17 protein-coding genes are annotated in these 18,000 nt (G+C 54.1%); 6 read left to right on the top strand and 11 right to left on the bottom strand.

Annotated features, from left to right (window positions below):
• The first annotated feature begins 23 nt into the window (after positions 1–23).
• Together FJ695_RS28235 and FJ695_RS05695 are read left to right on the top strand one after the other, a co-directional pair.
• Positions 24–2,054 carry an ABC transporter permease gene (locus tag FJ695_RS28235; RefSeq protein ID WP_141184545.1) on the top strand — a complete coding sequence of 677 codons (2,031 nt, stop codon included), beginning with the start codon at positions 24–26 and terminating at the stop codon, positions 2,052–2,054.
• 86 nt (positions 2,055–2,140) lie between these two features.
• Entirely contained in the window at positions 2,141–3,346 is a 1,206-nt protein-coding gene (locus FJ695_RS05695; RefSeq protein WP_141184544.1) for a lactonase family protein, read from the top strand.
• Between the two features lie 14 nt (positions 3,347–3,360).
• On the opposite strand, the gene FJ695_RS05690 is transcribed toward FJ695_RS05695, so the two are convergent.
• The 4 genes from FJ695_RS05690 to FJ695_RS05675 all read right to left on the bottom strand — a co-directional run bounded on the left by FJ695_RS05690 (position 3,361) and on the right by FJ695_RS05675 (position 7,496).
• Positions 3,361–4,641: a lactate racemase domain-containing protein gene (locus FJ695_RS05690; RefSeq protein ID WP_141184543.1), complete on the bottom strand. Its 1,281-nt coding sequence runs from the start codon at positions 4,639–4,641 to the stop codon at positions 3,361–3,363.
• Positions 4,642–4,645: 4 nt separating this feature from the next.
• Positions 4,646–5,929 (bottom strand): TRAP transporter large permease, encoded by a 1,284-nt coding sequence (locus FJ695_RS05685; protein ID WP_141184542.1) that lies wholly within the window; start codon positions 5,927–5,929, stop codon positions 4,646–4,648.
• Positions 5,926–6,423, bottom strand: coding sequence for a TRAP transporter small permease (locus tag FJ695_RS05680; RefSeq protein WP_141184541.1), 498 nt, complete (start codon positions 6,421–6,423; stop codon positions 5,926–5,928). Before FJ695_RS05680 ends, FJ695_RS05685 begins: the two co-directional genes overlap by 4 nt.
• 77 nt (positions 6,424–6,500) lie before the next feature.
• The gene (locus FJ695_RS05675; RefSeq protein ID WP_141184540.1) at positions 6,501–7,496 is read right to left on the bottom strand and encodes a TRAP transporter substrate-binding protein; all 996 of its coding nucleotides are present in this window, start codon (positions 7,494–7,496) and stop codon (positions 6,501–6,503) included.
• Positions 7,497–7,618: 122 nt separating this feature from the next.
• Between FJ695_RS05675 and FJ695_RS05670 the strand changes: the two genes are divergently transcribed.
• Genes FJ695_RS05670 through larB form a run of 4 tightly spaced genes read left to right on the top strand, consistent with a single transcriptional unit; the run spans position 7,619 to position 10,989 of the window.
• Complete coding sequence (locus FJ695_RS05670) at positions 7,619–8,305, top strand: GntR family transcriptional regulator (RefSeq protein WP_141184539.1); 687 nt, start codon at positions 7,619–7,621, stop codon at positions 8,303–8,305.
• 1 nt (position 8,306) lies between these two features.
• Positions 8,307–9,494, top strand: coding sequence for a LarC family nickel insertion protein (locus tag FJ695_RS05665; protein WP_141184538.1), 1,188 nt, complete (start codon positions 8,307–8,309; stop codon positions 9,492–9,494).
• Positions 9,491–10,267, top strand: a complete 777-nt coding sequence (locus FJ695_RS05660) for an adenine nucleotide alpha hydrolase (protein ID WP_141184537.1) — start codon at positions 9,491–9,493, stop codon at positions 10,265–10,267. Before FJ695_RS05665 ends, FJ695_RS05660 begins: the two co-directional genes overlap by 4 nt.
• Positions 10,264–10,989 (top strand): nickel pincer cofactor biosynthesis protein LarB, encoded by a 726-nt coding sequence (gene larB / locus FJ695_RS05655; protein WP_141184536.1) that lies wholly within the window; start codon positions 10,264–10,266, stop codon positions 10,987–10,989. Before FJ695_RS05660 ends, larB begins: the two co-directional genes overlap by 4 nt.
• Here the strand turns inward: larB and FJ695_RS05650 are convergent.
• The 7 genes from FJ695_RS05650 to FJ695_RS05620 form a co-directional block, all read right to left on the bottom strand.
• On the bottom strand, positions 10,986–11,633 hold the full coding sequence (locus tag FJ695_RS05650) for a GntR family transcriptional regulator (RefSeq protein ID WP_141184535.1): 648 nt from the start codon (positions 11,631–11,633) through the stop codon (positions 10,986–10,988). The two genes, larB and FJ695_RS05650, sit on opposite strands and share 4 nt — an antisense overlap.
• 162 nt (positions 11,634–11,795) lie before the next feature.
• The gene (locus tag FJ695_RS05645; protein ID WP_141184534.1) at positions 11,796–12,611 is read right to left on the bottom strand and encodes an NAD(P)-dependent oxidoreductase; all 816 of its coding nucleotides are present in this window, start codon (positions 12,609–12,611) and stop codon (positions 11,796–11,798) included.
• The gene (locus FJ695_RS05640) at positions 12,608–13,471 is read right to left on the bottom strand and encodes a hypothetical protein (protein WP_141184533.1); all 864 of its coding nucleotides are present in this window, start codon (positions 13,469–13,471) and stop codon (positions 12,608–12,610) included. Before FJ695_RS05640 ends, FJ695_RS05645 begins: the two co-directional genes overlap by 4 nt.
• 56 nt (positions 13,472–13,527) lie before the next feature.
• Positions 13,528–14,523, bottom strand: coding sequence for a substrate-binding domain-containing protein (locus FJ695_RS05635; protein ID WP_141184532.1), 996 nt, complete (start codon positions 14,521–14,523; stop codon positions 13,528–13,530).
• Between the two features lie 39 nt (positions 14,524–14,562).
• Complete coding sequence (locus FJ695_RS05630) at positions 14,563–15,552, bottom strand: ABC transporter permease (protein ID WP_141184531.1); 990 nt, start codon at positions 15,550–15,552, stop codon at positions 14,563–14,565.
• Complete coding sequence (locus FJ695_RS05625; protein WP_141184530.1) at positions 15,549–17,090, bottom strand: sugar ABC transporter ATP-binding protein; 1,542 nt, start codon at positions 17,088–17,090, stop codon at positions 15,549–15,551. Before FJ695_RS05625 ends, FJ695_RS05630 begins: the two co-directional genes overlap by 4 nt.
• On the bottom strand, positions 17,091–17,783 hold the full coding sequence (locus FJ695_RS05620) for a GntR family transcriptional regulator (protein WP_141184529.1): 693 nt from the start codon (positions 17,781–17,783) through the stop codon (positions 17,091–17,093).
• Between the last annotated feature and the right edge of the window lie 217 nt (positions 17,784–18,000).

Below are 18,000 nucleotides of genomic sequence, written 5' to 3'. Positions count from 1 at the left end.
TTGAAATTAGCGGACTATTTGACATGAAAAACCTTGCTGACAAAGCGCTCCAGGTTTTTGGGCGCGGAACTACGGCAGCCATCCTTCTGATGGTGGCCTATGGGATTTATACCGCGCTCCATCCAAGCGGCTTTGCCACATCGACAATTACGACGAACGCCAACCAGGGCGGCGCCCTGGCGTTAACAGCGATCGGCCAGTCCATTGTGTTGTTGTCCGGCGGCATTGATTTATCAGCCGGCGCCATTCTGGTTCTGGTCCGCGCGGTTGCCTCCCACGTCATGGACGGTTCGCCGTTCGGGATTTTTCTTGGTTTGGTCTTGTGCCTGGCGACAGGCTTTTTTGCGGGTTTGTTGAATGGCTGGATCGTTGTCTACGGCCGGATTCAGCCGGTGATTGGTACATTGGCAACGGGCGCGGCCTTTTCCGGCGCAGCTCTTGCGATCCGCCCCCGCCCGGGCGGCGACGTCAATGAAGCCTTTGCAGATTATCTGACCTATGAAGCCGATGTCTGGCTGCCCGAACCGCTGGCCAGTACCTTTCTCGGCAATATTCCAAGCGCATTGATTGCAATTGCCGCCGTTATTTTCTTTGTCTGGGCGCCAATCCGATACGGCATGCTCGGCCGGACGATCATAGCCGTCGGATCCAACAAGAATTCCGCCCAGATATCCGGTCTCCCGGTTCAGCAGGCAAGTGTCCTTGCCTATGCGATTGGCGGATTGTTTGCGGCCTTTGGCGGGATCTTCCTCGCCGCTCTGACGCTGACTGGCGATGCTAATGCCATTCAGTCCGGTTATTACACGCTAAACTCGCTGGCCGCCTCGGTCATTGGCGGAACATCGCTTGCTGGCGGGGTCGGCAGCATCATCGGGGCCGTCTTCGGCTCCTATCTTCTATCCATGATGGGCAGCATCATCCGGGTGACCGATCATATTCTCTGGATCATTGAAGCAAGCCCGTTGATCCAGCCTTTGTTTGAGGGTGTCGTACTTCTGGCCGCAATCTCGATCGGAGCAGCCCAGGCGCTTCGGACCAAGAACCGGCTAAATGTCCTCGGCCAAGCCACCCGGTCGCGGGAAACCCATGACATCTGGCGTTCAGTCTGGCTGAGTTGCGGGGTTGTCTCCGTTCTTCTGATCGTTGCCAGCGGCATTCTGCTTTCGAGGGGCGAAACACCGCCATTCCTGTCACCTGACTTCCTGCTTCTTCAGCTTCAGTCCGCCTCTTTCCTGGCAATGTTTGCGGTCGGAGCGTTTCTGGTGATTAAGATCGGTCAGATCGATCTCTCTCTGCCCTGGGCGATCACAACCTGCGCCATGCTGGCAACCACAATCGGCGGCCCGATGGCAATCCCGATTGCAATTGCGGTCGGTGCCTTGATTGGCCTCTTCAACGGCATTGGAGTCGCGCTGATGCGCATCCCCTCAATCATTTTCACTCTTGGTGTTAACTCGATCCTGATGGGCCTGATGGTGTTGCTTACGGGCGGATTTGCTCCGCAGTCCCAAGCAACCGGTGCAATGACATTTCTAGGGGCACAAAGCGCGCTGCCCTTTATTCCCAACTCCGTGCTTGCAGCCCTTGCCGCGATTTTGCTGCTGGCGCTTCTGCTCAAGCGGTCTCGTCTTGGCCGGGAAATTGAGGCCATCGGCTTTTCAGAAGGGGCAGCCTATCTCTCCGGCGTCCGCACGCCGTTCGTGATCATCGGCGTCTTTATGGCCGCAGGCATGTGTTATGGCTTCGGAGCATCGATGCTGACAGGCTTTTCCGGCAAGGCGTTTCAGGACATGGGCAGCGTCTATCTGATGCCGGCAATTGCAGCTGTCGTTCTTGGCGGCACACGGATCACAGGCGGCAGTGGACAGATTCTGGCCGTTCTGATCGGAGTGCTGATTGTAACGCTCTTGCAAAGCACACTGGCGGTCATCCAGATCCCGTCATCCTGGCGGCAGATCCTCTATGGCGGCATCTTGCTCACTATTCTTCTGGCGCAATCTTCTGACTTGATCAGTTTTTGGTTGAGCCGCAAGAAGGAATTGGCATCCAGCTAGATATTGAGGTTTAAACAGGCGCGGCGCCGTGTTCCGGTGTTGCATGGTCTTATTATTTCATCGAAGCAACCAGCAGGCGATTTTGGATGCCAGACAATTCCTCTCTTCCGTCTCCCTCCCAAGAGAACCGGTTTGTCTACGTGGGTACGTTTACCGCTCCTCACACAGCGCCAGGCGGGCTGGCACCTTCAACAGCGGAGGGCATCTATATTTGCTGTATGACGGACACCGGTACGCTCACGCCATTTCATGTGGTGGAAGCCGAAAACCCGTCCTATTTGACACTCCATCCCAACAGGACGTTTCTCTATAGTGTCAATGAACTTGGCGAAGATGAAAACGGCTCTCCGCTCGGCCGGGTCAGCGCATACCGGATAGATCCGTCGACTGGCAGTTTAACTTTTTTGAACACACAAAAAACCAACGGAACCTGGCCTTGCCACTGCAGTGTTCACCCTTCTGGCAAATACTTGATGGCAGCCAATTATGGCTCAGGTTCTTTTGCAGTCTTTGAAATTCATAAAGACGGCAGTCTGTCGGAGATGTGTTTTCGGGCAAATCCTGGGCTGCACATGCAAGGCCATGATGCCGGCCGGCAAGAAGGGCCGCACGCACATATGATCGCGAGCGATCCCCACAGGCTCAGGGTCTTCGGAGTTGATTTGGGGTTGGATCGCGTCTGGAGTTGGAAGCTGGATCACGAAACAGGTTCGCTGGAAACATCCGACCTGCCTTTCATACCGACTGCCAGCGGCCATGGGCCGCGCCACATGACCTTCGATCCAGAAGGCCGAAAGGCCTATCTTTTGAACGAACTATCATCTTCGATTGACGTTTTTGACTGTGACCTGAAACGCGGCTCTTTTTTGTGGCGGCAGACTGCATCCACCTTGCCGGCGGATACAGCCTTTAAGCGAGCTGTTTCAGACCCCATCAATCCTGGAAAAGTGCCGGATGGAACAAACACTGCAGCCGCAATTTCCATCCATCCAACTGGAAAATGGCTCTACGCAAGCAATCGCGGCATGAACTCGATTGTTATCTATTCCATTGATCAGCAAACCGGCCAGCTTTCTGTGCTGGACTGGGTTAGCACGGGCGGCGAAATCCCAAGAACGATGGAAATTGACCCAACCGGCAGGTTCCTGTGTGTTGGCAATCAAAACAGCGGAACCGTCGCGGTTTTCAAGATTGATCAGAGCAATGGAATGTTATGCGGGCCAGAGTGCCTTTCGAACATTCCGACACCAACTGCGATCCTGTTCGGCGCCAAAAAGAAACAAGAAATCTGATGGCCAAAGGCCGGTTAGATAATTCTACCGGAATGATCGAACTTGATCGTTTCGGGTTGACCCAGCACATCAAAGTCGCCGCTTGTCTGCACATGAGGCAAAAGTGCCGGGGAAACGGAGATTTTTTCCACCTCAAGCGTGTTTTTGATCCGCACGATTTTTGCAGTGTCAGGCGTGATCCGGTTGCAGGTTTTCAAAGCCACACAAATGGCATCGCGATCCGAGTTCAAGATCATCGGAAGTTTGGCCGGTTCCAAGATGGTCGCTGTGATGGCGTTCGTGTACATAGCACCCAGATTGATCTTCTCGACACAGCGCCGGGTGGTAAGGTCAGCACTGCCAATCCCAACCCCATTTCCGTAGGACTGAGGGGTGACATCCAGCGCAACGATCTTCTGAATGTCCGGCGCATCGAACCCTGGCAGGCGCGATCCCGGGCGACCCGTGACATTGGGATCCATGCCCTCGCCACTGATGTTTTTGCCGATCTCGTCCACAATCAGAACATCAATTTCGGGAAACTGCAGCCGGCCGATGGAGGCTTTGGCTGTTTCCAGAAGGTCCTTTTCACGGTGCATGATTTGATCAGCTGGAATAGCTTCCAGATGCATCAGATCGTCATAGGCGTTTTCCAGAACAGCAAGACCAAACAGAACCGGGACCTTCGTCAGAAGGCGTTCGGCTGCCTTTGGCAACAGGTTGTGAAACCTGCCAAATCCGTGATCGTGGAGCGCCACAGCGCCCTTGTGTTTGCCAAGGCCAACACAGAGCATCTTGACTAAGCCGCTCTCATATTGCCCCTTGAAATCGGCATGCGGTTTGACCTTGTTGGCGATGACGATGCCATCGGCTTCATAGGCGTATTTGTCGAGATAAAGCGGTGTGCCATCTTCCAAACGATCGACCAGAACCACATCCATGGACGAATGGATCGGCGCCTCAACCGAGGCTTCGGTTATTCCATATCCCTCCAGAACCTTGACCTGGCCCGCCGCTGTTGCGCCGCCATGGCTGCCCATTGACGGAACAATGAACGGCTCAGCGTTCCGTAAGCGAAGTTCAACAATCAGGGCTTTGATAACTCTGGGCAGCTCAGCGATACCCCGGCTGCCAACTGTAATCGCGATCCGTTTCCCTGCCAGATCTGCCGCTACAATACGCGCCACTTCGGACCGGATCACCCCTTCCACATCCGTAAGACGCGGCCTTGCAAACCTCTGGGCGACCGGAATGAGAGGCGGAAAGGGATAGTCCATCCCGCCCTCAATGGTTACATCAATAGGTCCAAGATCCATGACGCTACCACAAGGACGGGAGCGTCAAAGAAAGTGCTGGAACATAGGTAACTGCCATCAGCAGTAGCAACATACCAGCAAAAAACGGCAGCACTGCAACACTGAGGCGTTCGATCGACACCCCAGAAATTCCGCTGGCCACAAACAGATTCACCCCGAGCGGCGGCGTGCAGAACCCAATGGCCAGATTCACAGTTAAAATCACGCCGAATACGATTGGATCAACTCCGATTGCAGCCGCAACCGGGAGCAAGATCGGCGTCATGATTATGATCGAGGAGATGGTCTCCATGAACATGCCGATCAGCAGGAGCAGCAAGTTGATCAGGAGAAGGATCAAGATCGGGTTGTCTGAAATGCTGGTCAGCCCGCTGGCCAACTGTGCCGGAATTTGAGCCAAGGTTGCCAGACGGCCAAAGGCGGCAGCCATTACCACCAGAACCAGGATGGTGCCACTGGTCAAGGCACTCTGCGCCAAAACACCCGGCAGTTCTGACACTTTGATGTCCTTGTAGATAAAGATGCCGACAAACGCCGCATATACAACGGCAACAGCACCCGCTTCAGTCGGAGTGAATACACCGCTGTAGATACCACCCAGAATGATCCCAGGAACCAAGAGGGCCCAAAAGGACTTCCGGAAGGTGGACGCCACGGAAGCTGGCGAAAAAGTCTGCTTGGCATCCAGTGCCGCTTCTTCTTTGCGCAGAAGGAAGCGGGCCACGAACATAAACATGACAGCGAACATGAGCCCCGGAATGACGCCCGCGAGGAACAGCTTTCCGATGGAAACCTCAGCAGTCACACCATAGATGATGAAAGGAATGCTTGGTGGGATCATCACTCCAATCATTCCGGAAGAGGCCGTCAGCGCACTGCTGAACCTGCGGCTGTAGCCGACCTTCTCCATTTCAGGGATCATGTTTGATCCGATGGCAGCGACTGTTGCAGGCGAGGAGCCTGAGATGGCTGCAAAGAAAACACAGGCCAAAACGTTCACATACGCAAGACCGGCCCGAATATGACCAATCAAAGCATTCGCGAAGGCAACCAGGCGACGCGACATGCCCCCGCTTTGCATCAGATCCCCCGCCAGAACGAACAGCGGCACGGCAACCAGAGGAAAGGAGTCGGCCCCGGTCACGACAGACCGGGCCAGCAAGACTAGAGGCGGCGCACCGTCCACAAACAGCATGACGATCATCGTTGCCAGCCCAAGGCAAATTCCGATTGGAACACTCATAAACAACAGGACGATGAGGGAGATAAAAAGAACTGCCGCAATCATGAGACTTGCCCGCTGCTGGAACCCCGGAACTCAGACACAGTGCTCAACAAGTGTTGGACAACGCGAATGGATGAAAGCGCAGCGCCAACCGGCGCTGATGCATAGAGGATTGGAATGGGAAGCCCGAGCACCACCGACTTTTGCTTTGCCACATAGGGTAACTGAATGAGTTTCAGGCACTCATAGGTCAGGAGGGTCAAGAACATCAGGATTAGGACATCAACCAGCATGTCCAGCATCAGTTGAACGCGGTCCGGAAGCTGGTCCTTTAACACAGTAATCCGGATATGCTCCCGCTTGTGAAAGCCGTAACTGACCGCGATCCAAATGAACCAGACAAAAGTCCATAAGGTCAGCTCCTCGCCCCAGGATAGCGACGCGTTAAAAACATACCGCATGACGACGTTGAAGCTGATTAACAGCACGATGAATGCAAGCAGAGCTGCGGCCAAGTAGCGTTCAGCATTGGCGTCCATCCAACGGAGCACCGTCATATTACCCTCCCGATTTTTTCAAAATTGGCCGGACTGATGGTCCGGCCAATTCAAATACTTATGCAGATGAGATCGGCTTAATTGCCGGTGTTTGCGGTCACTGCGGCAACCCAGGCATCAAAGGCTTCTGCACCAACCTGGTCGCGGTATTCTGCACGAACACTTTTGGTTTGCTCAGAAAAGACCTGACGCTGCTCCTCGCTCAGATCAACAACGTTCACACCGGCTTCCTTGATCTTTTCAAGCTGACCAGCTTCTTCGGAATTGACCAATTGCTGCTGATGGGCTTCAGCTGCAGCAATTGAATCTCGAAGCAATTGCTGATGCTCGGCAGACAAGCTGGAGAAGAAAGATTGACTGACGACCGGAATGTACACGGTAAACACGTGACCGGTCAGGGACACATGCTTTTGAACTTCATAGAAGCGCTGGCTGTCGATCAATGCGATCGGGTTTTCCTGCCCGTCAATCACACCCTGTTGCAGCGCGGAATAGACTTCGCCGAAGTTCATCGGTGTTGGGTTCGCGCCGAGCGCCTTGAACGTTGCAACATGCGCCGGAACCTTCATTGTCCGTAGCTTCACACCATCAAGGTCGGCTGGAGCCTTGATCGGGCGGACGTTGTTGGTCACATGGCGTAGGCCATTTTCCAACCAACCCAGACCTACGACACCCTGATCGTTCAATCTTGCCAGCATGTCGTCACCGGCTTCGCTGTTGAGAACCTTTAACGCGATGTCCTTGCTGGCGTACATGTAGGGGAGTTCAATCACTGCAAAAGCAGGGTCCCAACCAGCAAAAAAAGAAGACGGCGAAACCGCCATTTCAAGAACGCCGGACTGGACGCCTTCGATCATTTCACGGTCTGGTCCAAGCTGCGAAGACGGAAAGATTTGAACGTCGATCTCCCCGTTGGATCCTTCTTCAACAAGCTTCTCAAAATGAAGCAAAGCGCGATGCATGTGATACTGTTCGTTGGCGCCATGACCGATACGCAACAACGTTTCCGCGGACGCGACGGTGCTGAAACCTACAGCAGCCACACCCAGAGCAATTGCCAATTTCCTAATCAAGGTATCCTCCCAATGTTGAGATAGGCGCATCAAAGATACGCTCTGAAATCTGGTATACCAGATCGAATATGGCGCTGCAAATATTTTTCTGCTATGTTCGCCGCTGACAAGGGAGGCAAATTGTGAGCGAGAGTATTTCAGGGGCGATAAAACGTCCGACGGCACTGAGCGACAGCGCAGCCGAACAGATTCGCAAAGCGATTATCGAGGGTGATTTCGACCTAGGAGAAGCTTTGCCGGAAGCGAAGCTGACGAAAAGCTTGGGTATCAGTAAAACGCCTATTCGCGAAGCATTGTCGTTGCTGAAGAAAGAAGGGCTGGTCGTTACCTACCCTCAGCGGGGTGCTTTTGTTTTCTCCATGACGCGGGACTGTATCGTTCAACTGTGCTCCTTTCGCTACGCCATGGAGAGTGTCGCTATGGATATGGCACTCGACCGCGCACGGCAGCAGCTGTTGGAAGACATGGCTGATAATCTGCGAGACATGCTAGAGGTCTATGACACCGCTGATTTCAAGCGTTTCACAGCGTTAGACACGGCCTTTCATGACTGTCTCTTCCATCATGCAGGCAACGCCTATGTGTCAGCGTCCTATCAAATGGCGGCCAGCAAGGTAGCAACACTCAGGACCCATCTCTCACAAGGAAACAAGCGGACTGACTATGTGGTTGAAGAACACAGCGCGATACTGGAAGCCCTCAAGAACAATCAGACGCGCAAGGCGAAATCTGTTCTTCGGCGGCACATTTTCCGCGGAGTCGAAGTCTACGAGGAGCTGATCCCCGCATCAGAGCGCAAGGGAAACTGACTTGCATATTCATCTGGATTTAGTCGGCGGTCTTTCTGGAGATATGTTTGCCGGAGCTCTTTTGGACATGCGCCCGGGACTGGAACCTCTCGTTCAAAACGCAATCGCCTCTTTGCCTTTGAACAAACCTGGGAGGGTTTGGCGGGAAAGCCGGGGTGACGGCGTTCTGACCGGTTCTGGTCTCGGCATAGAGTGTCAAGACGCAGCATTGGGACACGCGCATACACATTTCAAAGACATCCGCTGCCTTTTGGAAACATCCGGGCTCGCCGCTAATGTCCATTCCCGGGCCTTGGACATCTTTTGCCTCTTGGCCAAAGCAGAAGCACAGGTCCATGGTGTCTCGGTTGACAAGGTCGCGTTCCATGAAGTTGGTGCACTGGATTCCATCATTGATATTGTCGCTGCAGCCGTTTTGATTGATGCTCTCAGCCCTGCAAGCTGGTCGTGTTCACCAGTTCCGGTCGGCTCTGGCCGGGTGAAGACCCAACATGGCATCTTGCCAATTCCCGCTCCGGCAACATTGATCCTCTTATCTGGATTGCCCGTGTTTGATGACGGAGTTCCGGGCGAACGGATTACCCCCACCGGAGCGGCTATCCTGGCCCACCTTCAACCGGGAACTGGCTGGCCTGAGAATCCAACTCATTTACAGCACTCCGGGACCGGCTTTGGCACACGGAAACTGGACACTATTCCCAACATTGTCAGGGCCATACAGCTTGGCAGTATGAACGCGCCTCAACGCGAAACGATAGTGCAGCTGGCCTTTGAAATCGACGATCAAACTCCTGAGGACCTTGCCGCCGGTTTGGACGAAATCCGTCAGACACAGGGAGTCCGAGACGTTATGAGCGTACCGATTGTCGGAAAAAAGGGGCGCCAGGCGTCTGGCATACGCATCCTGTGCGACTTGCCGGACGAACACATGGTCACCCAAGCATGTTTTGCACAAACAACCACTTTGGCTGTCCGCCGGCATATTCTGGAACGCACCACCCTAATGCGCAAAGAAGCCTTTTTCGATGGTATCGGTGTGAAACTCGCTGAACGTCCTGGCGGGGTTTTGACTGTCAAAGCGGAAATGGATGACCTGAAAGCAAACGGCAACAATCATGCTGAGCGCCAGGCTTTATCCGACAGCGCGCGCCTTAATGCCGTCAGAGACGTGGCAGGTCTAAACAAATGACGCCACTGCTCACTGGAATTCTTACAGAAATCGGTCCTGCTGCTTTGGCTGTCAGTGGCGGAATCGACAGCCTGACATTGGCTGCAATCGCTGTTCCGCAGTCGCCGGAAAGCAGGGTGTTTCATGCAGTGTCGCCTGCAGTCCCCCGTGCGGCGACAGAACGCGTCCGTCAACTTGCCATGCAGTTGGGTTGGCCTTTGACCATCCTGGACGCCAAGGAATTTTCAAACTCAAACTACCGGAGCAATCCGATAAATCGCTGTTTTTATTGTAAAAACAACCTCTACAACGCTTTGTCGAAGCACTCCAGCCTGCCTATTTTGTCGGGCACAAACCTGGATGACTTGCAAGATTTCCGGCCTGGTCTCAAAGCTGCCTCACTAAAAAATGTCCGGCACCCGTTCGTGGAAGCCGGTATCGGCAAAGACCAGATCCGCGAGCTGGCCCGCAAAGCTGGTCTTGGGGACCTGGCGGATCTTCCAGCTTCGCCTTGTTTGTCCAGCCGGATCACCACAGGTCTCCGGATAGAACCGGACCAGTTGAACCGTATCGAAAAGATAGAGGCGGCACTCCATGCGGTTTATCCGGGCATTGATGTTCGGTGCCGATTGAGGCCTGAAGGATATCAGATCGAGTTTGATGCAGAAGAATTGGCGACTATCTGCTCGTCCACCCTCTCGAGCCTGGCCCAGCCGTTTCTTGGTCCCGGAGACACGCTTCTGCCCACCATTCCTTATCAGCGCGGCAGCGCATTCTTGACGGAAACAGGATGACCCATTTCCCAGCCATCATCATGGATGAACAGCGCCGTGCCCGCACGGGTGTCGAAGAAGCTGTCTTGTGCGAGCAAAAGACGGTTGACCAGATCGGAGATATCATCCGGATGAGCCAAGCGGAGAACATTCGGCGGCTCTACACCCGTCTGTCGTTTGAGAAGTTTGACGCCATTCCTGCGCCCCAGAGAGATCTGCTGAGGTACCGCCGGGACGCCTGCATTGCTGTTCAAGGCGAGGTTGCGGATATACCCGGCCCACCTCAAACCGCCATTGTTTCCGGCGGCTCCTCGGATGCCCCCGTCGCCTTGGAGGTTCAAGAAACGCTGGCCTTTCACGGCCATTCCAGCCTGTTGATTCAGGATGTCGGCGTGGCAGGTCTCTGGCGTTTACTGGAACGGGTAAAGGATATTGCCGCCATGCCTGTTGTGATTGCCGTAGCCGGAATGGACGCAGCCCTGCCAACAGTCCTTTCGGGGCTTATTCCCTCAATCGTTATTGGCGTCCCCAGCTCAACAGGTTACGGCGCTGCACGCGGCGGCGAAACCGCACTGAACGCCATGCTGGCCAGCTGCTCTCCCGGATTGACGGTCACCAATATTGACAACGGCTATGGCGCGGCCTGCGCCGCAATGCGGGCTCTAAACATGCTGAACAATACCCCTGCGACCGCAGCAAAATTGGATAAGATTCGGATTACCAATCAAGAAACCGCTTACTAGCCGAGTGTCTGAGCGTAGCAATCCCGGGTCCGATTGAAGTGAGTTTTCAACACGTCCTGGAGCCGGTCCAAATCGCGATTTCTGCACACTTCGAGCAAATCACGATGCTCCTGCATTGATTTGATGGTGTGATCTGGAAGTGCCGCCATATGGGTACGCAGCGCCGCTATCTTGCCTTCATATCGCTCATAGCTCGAAGCGAGATACTCGTTGCCGCAGTACTTAAAGGCCAAGCGGTGAAATTCTGTGTCCAGATCCAAGTAGGATTCGACCTCACCCTTGGACAGTTCCTCGTGCATATCCGCTACAATTTTGCTCATATCCTCAACCAGCGCGTCCCGGTCGTTCCACAAGGCATGTTTGAATGCAGCCAGCTCAATGGTTAGCCGGAAATCACAGATCTGGTCGACTTCATCGCCCGTCAGTGTGAAGACCTTGGCTCCCTTTTGAGGCTCAATCTCAACGAGACCTTCTTCACGCAACTGGGCGAGTGCTTCTCTGACTGGCGTTTTGGACACTTGTAGATCGTCTGAGATCTTGCGTTCAGACAAGGCTTGCCCCATTGCCAGCTGCCCACTGACGATGCGACGGCGCAAATTATCCAAAACCAGATCTCGCAGTGATTTTGGGCGCTCAATCACCATTTCAAATGCCTCAAACCAATCCAACACAAGGTAACTGGCTATCTGGTATGCCAGATTCAGACTTTTGAAAAGGCACAAAGCACTTGCTATGTGGAAATGCAGCTCTCCCTGAAGCGTAGAATCAGTGTGACGCGAAACTTGTACAGCCGCATTCGATGGGTTTTACCAATCCGGAAACCGCGCCTTGAACCACGCGGGAAATGTTGTTGTTACCTGTTTCAAAAGCCAGGATTTTGCGGCCATCGCCGCCGGTACATCGGCTTTCCAACTGTCCATCGGAACATAACCAATAACGGCGCGCGTGGGTTCAAGATCCCAGCGCATACCGGCGTTGTCCGAGATTAAATTGAGGACAGCATAATTCACATCTTCGGCCTGAACGGCACATGTCATGCCGTTGAGATAATCCCGGTCGCTGAGCCACATTTCCTGGCCCCACCGTCCCATGGCCATATGCCGGCCAGGCCGGTTGCCGTGGGTCCACTGTGTCCAGCCAATCCGCATGCTTATGAAAGAAAGCCCATATTCACGCGAGAAATATTCGCCAAGGCGCTCTCCAAACAGCTTGGAGACGCCGTAGGCATTGACCGGTTTTGGCTCCAAATCCGGTGTCAGCAGCTCCTTTGAAAACCGGTATCCGCCATGCAGCCAGTTGGAACTCGCAAAAACAAATCGTTTTACGTCATGCTTGGCCGCAGCATGGAGAAGATTGAGAGTGGCATTCATGTTGTTTTCGATAGACGAGCCCCAACTGGCATCCGGGCTGCGATCGGCTGCCAAATGGACGATGACATCTGTACCGTCAAGAAGCTCGATCCAATCTCCAGGTGCAGAGAAATCCGCTACGTGGCAATCGGGCCTGTTGGTTTCGCGGATATCCAATCCAATTGGATGACAGTCGGTCTCTGTTTTCAGGTGATCAAAGAGCTTGCCTCCAAGGTGCCCTGACGCTCCGGTGATCATAACCCGCTTGCTCATGAAGCAAACTCCCTGATTGAATGGATGATACTGACAGCCACTGACTGACCAGGTGCCAATTCGGCCAAGGGGCTGTGCCATTCCAGTTCGGCGTAGTTGTAGTGCCCGGAATTGTAGACTTCGAGTGCATGGCCATGCGCATAGCAATCGGCGGATCTCAATTCCGATATCTGTGTCTCCAAGACGATGACGTTGCCGGAAACTGGAATATGAACTGCAGCGCGAGGAGACATGAGATGGACACCCAGTTTAAATTCTTGAGCGTTTTCGCAGCGGATTTCATCAAATTGCGTTGCGCTGGAAAGGAACAGCGCAGGATCCCCCATCATGGCCGTATACTCTTCCGCAGCCCGCGCCTGAAAGCGAATACTTACCGGCCTTTCGATCATCATCACAGACCAGATCCCGGTTGTTACAGAGGCATCGGAACGGTTGGTAAGCTGATGTTCAACGGTCCACGTTGTGCCGTATTCACCAATAGAAACGACTCGGGTCACTTGCAGTCCGCTCAAAGGACAAACTGCGCTCACCATCTTCACTTTTGATGATGACATGAACTCATGGGAATAAACGCCTGAGTCCAAGACTGGATGAGGGGCCTCTTGCGGCCAATTGGCTTGAGGCGCGACCCATGTTTTTTCTCCACCCCACAACGGGAACGGCAAGTGTTTTGCCCGGCTCGGGACCTTCTCCAGTGCGTCCAAGTCCGGCAAGATTTCTTTTGAATCAGGGTTTTCAAAAAGCAGGGACTGGCCGCGGTAACAGACATCCATCACCCGACCACCGATGCCAGGCAGCAGGCTGAGTTCAAGATCTCCGGCGGTCAACGGCAGGCGTTGCCAAAGGGAGCTGGAAGACATGACAATCCGGAAAGAAGTCGGCGCACAGGAGGGAGACTGTGCGCCTTTGGGTATGTTTAAACGTGTTTGAATTGGTTCACGTTGTCTTTGGTGATTGTCATCACACCGGTGACCACCTGCTCCGGCAACGGGTTGATGTTGGCCGATTTCCAATCCGGAACAACTTTGAGGCCTTCCGTGTTCTGCCAGTGCATCATGTGAACGGCGAGATAGGCTTCCAGGTAGGATTTTTGGGCGACCGCCCCATGGATGGTGCCATCTTCAATGTACGGCAGCATGTCGTCATTGCGGTCCATTGCGACGATCTTAATATCGCCAGCCCGGCCAGCCTCATGAACTGCGATTGCAGCCCCCTTGCCACTGTCGCCGTCCGTGCCGCCAATACCAACGATGTCCGGGTGGGCCTGGATGCCTTGAAGGTAGGCGGTCGGAGCATAGGACGGGTCGGCGCGGTCGTTGACCACGTCAACAACTTCGATGTCCGGATATTTTTCTTTGAAGACCGCTTTGTAGCCTTCCACACGTTCCAAAGTGGATGGCGCCGGGAATGTGCCCAGCAGTACCTTGCCCTTGCCGCCAATGGCTTCAGCCAGGAGCTCGCCGCCGACCTTGCCGGCTTCAAAGCCGTTGATACCAAGGAAGGACGAACGCGGACTTTGCGGCACATCGCCAATACATGTGGTGATCGGAATACCGGCCTCAACTGCCCGCTCAATGCCTGGCGCGAGTGTCGCCGGATCTCCCGGGAAAATCAGGATGCCGGCCGGACGGCGGGCGATCAGTTCATCAAGCTGGCGCGCTTGAGCAGCGGTATCGAAGTCCAGAGGACCGGTGAAGGTCGTTTTGATGTCGAGGACTTCCTCAAGGTCTTTAAGAGCCGCCCGGTGATCCGCCCAGAACGGCACCTGGGTTACGATGGACAGGAAAACATATTCCTTCCCTGCACCAGCGGCCAGCGCGTCACTGGAAATATGCGGTAGGCTCATACCGGCAAGGCTTAAGCCACCGGCACCTGCCAGAAGTTTTCTACGGTTCAGTATAATATTGGTCATGGGTTCCTCCCGAGTGATTGGACCAACTGAGATTTGGGATTAGGTGACTTTGCGCCGGACCAGCATGTCGAGGGCGACGGCGCAGACGAGCACGGCGCCAATGACGATCATCTGCCAGTAGATGGAGACAGCCAGCATGGTCATGGCGTTGTTGATCAACGCGACAAAGACGACCCCGAGGAACGCGCCGAGGATCGTGCCTTCACCGCCGCGCAAGGAGGCTCCGCCGATCACAGCTGCTGCCAATACCTGCAGCTCCAACGCGTTGCCCGCCGTCGGTGTCCCGCTCATCAAGCGGGACGCAAGGAGTACGCCGGCCAGTGCAGCAAGAATGCCGGTCAGGACATAAGCGATGATGCGCACCCGGTTGACGGCAATTCCCGACAGCATAGCGGCCTTCTCATTGGCCCCGATGAAGTAGATCTGGCGGAAGAAGCGGGTGTGCCGGACTGCCAGGTCAAAAAGGACAATCAGCGACAAGGTCAGAACAACCAGCAGCGGAATTCCGAAAACGCTGGCTTTGCCTGCATAACCGAAGGCTGCCGGCAGGCTGCTTACGGAAAAACCCTCGGTCAAGACAAGCGCAATGCCGCGGGCGATCGACATGGTGCCCAAGGTCGCGACCAGCGGGTTGATGCCCACCGCCGTGATCAGGATGCCGTTGACCAGCCCCGCAACCGCCCCGAGGACCAGTCCGAGAACAATGGCAACTGGAATTGGAACACCGGCCAGCAGAAGTAAAGCAACAACTGTACTCGACAAGGCCATTACCGAGCCCACCGACAAGTCGAAGCCGCCGGACGCCAGCAAGATGGCCATACCGATCACAATGATTGCAGTCGGCGTCATCCCAACCGCGACAGCGCGGAAATTACTGGCGCTCAGGAAGTACGGCGACACAAAGGACATCACGACGACGATCGCCAGGATCATTAGGATCAATGTCACTTCACGGGTGTGAAGACACGCTGAGAGGATACGGCCGGTCAGCGAAGGACTGGCAGTTTCATTTAAAGTTTGTAGGCTCATTGGAGTGCGGCCTCCGCATCTTGGGTAAAAGTGGTTGCCGAAGAGGCATCCACGCCCGCGGCTAGTCTGAGAATTGATTCATCTGTGGCGTTTTCCGCCCTGACTTCCCCGGCAAGCTTGCCCTCTCGGACAACAACAATCCGGTTGGTTAATGCGGCAAGTTCGGGAAAGTCAGAGGACACAACTAGGATCGCCATACCGTCCTCGGCCCGCTTGCGCAGTTCATCATGAATTTGGAACTTCGCACCGACATCAACGCCCTTCGTCGGTTCATCGATGATCAAAATATCCGGGTCCGTTTCCAGCCACTTAGCCAGCATGATTTTTTGCTGGTTGCCGCCGGACAAGTACCGAATTGCAGTGTCTTGATCCTTGGTTTTTACCGAGAACCTCTTGATCGCCTCGGACGTTGCCGTTCGCGCAGATGCGAGTTTGAATAAACCGTTTGATGTGTGCTTGCCGAGACTGGCCGCGATCAAGTTGTCGCGGACAGAGTGATCGAGAAACAAACCATCCGTTTTGCGTTCTTCCGGAACGTACCCAAGGCCCGCGGCCATAGCTTGGGGGAGGGACGAGAAATGAACGTCCTTGCCTTTCACGTTCAGCGATCCGCTTCTGGAAGAAAACAGGCCAGTCAATGCCTTGGCAATAACGCTGCGGCGGGAGCCCATCAATCCAGCGAGGCCGACAATTTCTCCCTTTCGCAGGGTCAAGGAGACATCTTCATAAACACCTGGAAACGAAAGGTTCTTGGCTTCCAAAACCACCTCACCCAATGCCGAGCCGGACGCTTCTCCGCCGGTCGGCATCTGCCCCCCGATCATTTCCGTGACAATCTCGTTTTCGCTCGTTTCGGAAGGTTTGCGCGTGCTGATTTTCCGGCCGTCCCGCAGCACCGTGATGCGGTCCGAGATTTCGAAAATCTCCGACATATGATGGCTAACATATACAATGCCGATACCGCGCTCGGTCAGCTTGCGCAAAATCGTAAAGAGCGAACTCACTTCATCCGGTGTCAGAGCGGATGTTGGCTCATCCAGCAGAATGACCTGAGAACTCAGTGATAAGGCCTTGGCGATTTCGACGACTTGGCGGGAGCTTATGGGCAGCCGGTCCACCGGCATCTTGACATCGATATCAAGATTGAATTCGGCCAAAAGATCGGCTGCACTCTTGCGCAGTTTCTTCCAGTCCACAATTCCACCGCGCGATGGCGCGTGGCCTGCATAGATGTTCTCAGCGACCGACAGGCCGCCCGCAAGGCTTAATTCCTGGAACACACAGCCAATACCAAGCCTTTGGGCATGCGCGGGATTTTCGATAATGGTCTGTTTGCCTGACAAATATACCGAACCGGCATCCGACTGGTGCAAGCCATACATCATGCCGAGGCAAGTCGATTTTCCAGCACCGTTTTCACCTACAAGCGCGTGAATTTCACCTGGCTGAAGGTCGAAATCGATGTGATGAATGACCTTGTTGGAGCCAAAACTCTTGGCAACGCCCTTCAATTCGATAAGAGGTTCTGTGGCGATCATCTAGCTGGCCTTCCCAACATCAACAAAATCCGCAGCTGCAATGTCATGCACTCCGACCGAATAGGTCACGCGGGTGCGGTCGATGTGATGACTGAGGATGTTAATGGTTTGTGTTATCGAGCCGCCGTCCAATGATTCCAGGATTTCTTCATGCTCCTGCATCGACAGCTTTGTGTGGAACGGCTTCACGGCAAGGTGCGTGCGTAACGCAGCGATTTTTCCGGCAAACCGCTTATAAGTATCAACCAAATAGGGATTGCCGCAGTGATTTAGGAACACGCTGTGGAAGGCGGTATCGAGATCGAGGTAAGCTCTCGTGTCCCCTCGTGAAAGCGCGTCGCGCATCTCACAAACAACTTTTGCAAGTTCATCGCGAACACCGTGAAGATCGCGCTGACATGCCAGCTTTGCCGCTGCGATTTCGATGGGAAGCCGGAAATCACAAAGCTTGGCAACCTCATCGCCTCCAAGCGTGAAAACAAAAGCACCTTTTTGCGGAAAGATCTGCACCAGACCTTCTGAGCGCAATTGCGCGAGAGCTTCTCGTACCGGCGTTTTGGACACTTGCAATCGCTCGGCGAGCTGCCGCTCAGAGATCGCCTCTCCGAGCTTAAGATCCCCTTGCACGATCAAATTGCGTAGGTGGTCCAGCACCGTTTGCGCAAGCAATTTCGGCCTTTTGAAACCAGTCATATTCCTCCCTCCTCTAAATCGAGGTGTGTCGAAATATGTAATCTGGTATATCAGATGTCAATCGAAAATATGTGAGCTCTTATGTAAAAACTTGAATGTTACTGATATTACTCCGTTTTTTCTCTGATGTCGCGGGCTATAAAACAATTGTTATTTGTAAACTTGTAATTTTTTCAAGGAAAGAAAAACTGATACAGTAACGCGGAAATATTATTCT

The organism is Labrenzia sp. PHM005, assembly GCF_006517275.1.
Lineage (GTDB): Bacteria > Pseudomonadota > Alphaproteobacteria > Rhizobiales > Stappiaceae > Roseibium.
Note: the sequence above shows the minus strand (reverse complement) of the source record. Positions and strands in the feature narration are given on the sequence as shown.